Source organism: Mesorhizobium sp. M7A.F.Ca.CA.004.04.2.1, assembly GCF_004022825.1.
Lineage (GTDB): Bacteria > Pseudomonadota > Alphaproteobacteria > Rhizobiales > Rhizobiaceae > Mesorhizobium.
Window position 1 is genome coordinate 1 of sequence record NZ_RZPH01001563.1, and the last position, 806, is coordinate 806.

General features: G+C 66.6%; 2 pseudogenes. Both read left to right on the plus strand.

Annotated elements, in window-relative coordinates:
• Positions 1 to 385: pseudogene (locus EN893_RS36150) on the plus strand (thymidylate kinase); the annotation flags it as partial.
• Positions 382 to 806, plus strand: a pseudogene (locus tag EN893_RS36155) (DNA polymerase III subunit delta'); the annotation flags it as partial. The pseudogenes EN893_RS36150 and EN893_RS36155, both read left to right, overlap by 4 nt.

Sequence of the window (806 nt, forward strand, 5' to 3'; positions counted from 1 at the left end):
CTTCCTCGATTCCTCACGCGTCTACCAGGGCGTCACAGGCGGCATCGATCCGGCGTTCATGGATGCGCTGGAGCAGGTCGCCATCAACGGCATGATGCCGGACATGACGCTGATCTTCGACATCGATCCGGCGGAAGGCCTGAGGCGCGCAACGCTGCGGCGCGGCACCGAGGCAGTCGCCGACCGCTTCGAAAAGGAGACGCTGGCGATCCATCAGGCCCGCCGCGAGGCGTTTCTGGCGATCGCCAAGGCCGAGCCGGAGCGCTGCATCGTCATCGACGCAGCCGCCGAGCCCGACGCGGTCGAGAACGTCGTCACCGCGGCGGTGTTCGCGGCACTGGCGGCGAGAACGCCGGCACGCGACAGGCAGGCAACGCCGGCATGATCTTCGAGCGCATTGCACCCGAGCAGCACGACACGCTCGACGGCGTGCCGGAGCCCTCCGAAACGCCCCTTCTGGTCGGGCACGGCCAGGCTGCGGGCGTGCTCACCGCTGCCTATCGGGCGGGCAAGCTGCCTCATGCACTGATCTTCTCCGGACCGGTCGGCATCGGCAAGGCGACGCTCGCCTTCCACCTTGCGCATCATCTGTTGAAGCACCCGGATTTTGCGAACGCGCCGGAAAGCCTTGCCGCTCCCGATCCGGCGTCGTCGCTGTTCCGCCAGATCGCAACCGGGGCGCATCCTTCCGTGCTGCATCTGACCCGGCCGTTGAACGACAAGACCAAGAGTTTCAAGACAGTCGTCACCGTCGATGAGATCCGCAAGGTCAGCCGCTTCCTGTCGCTGACCTCGCACGACGGCAG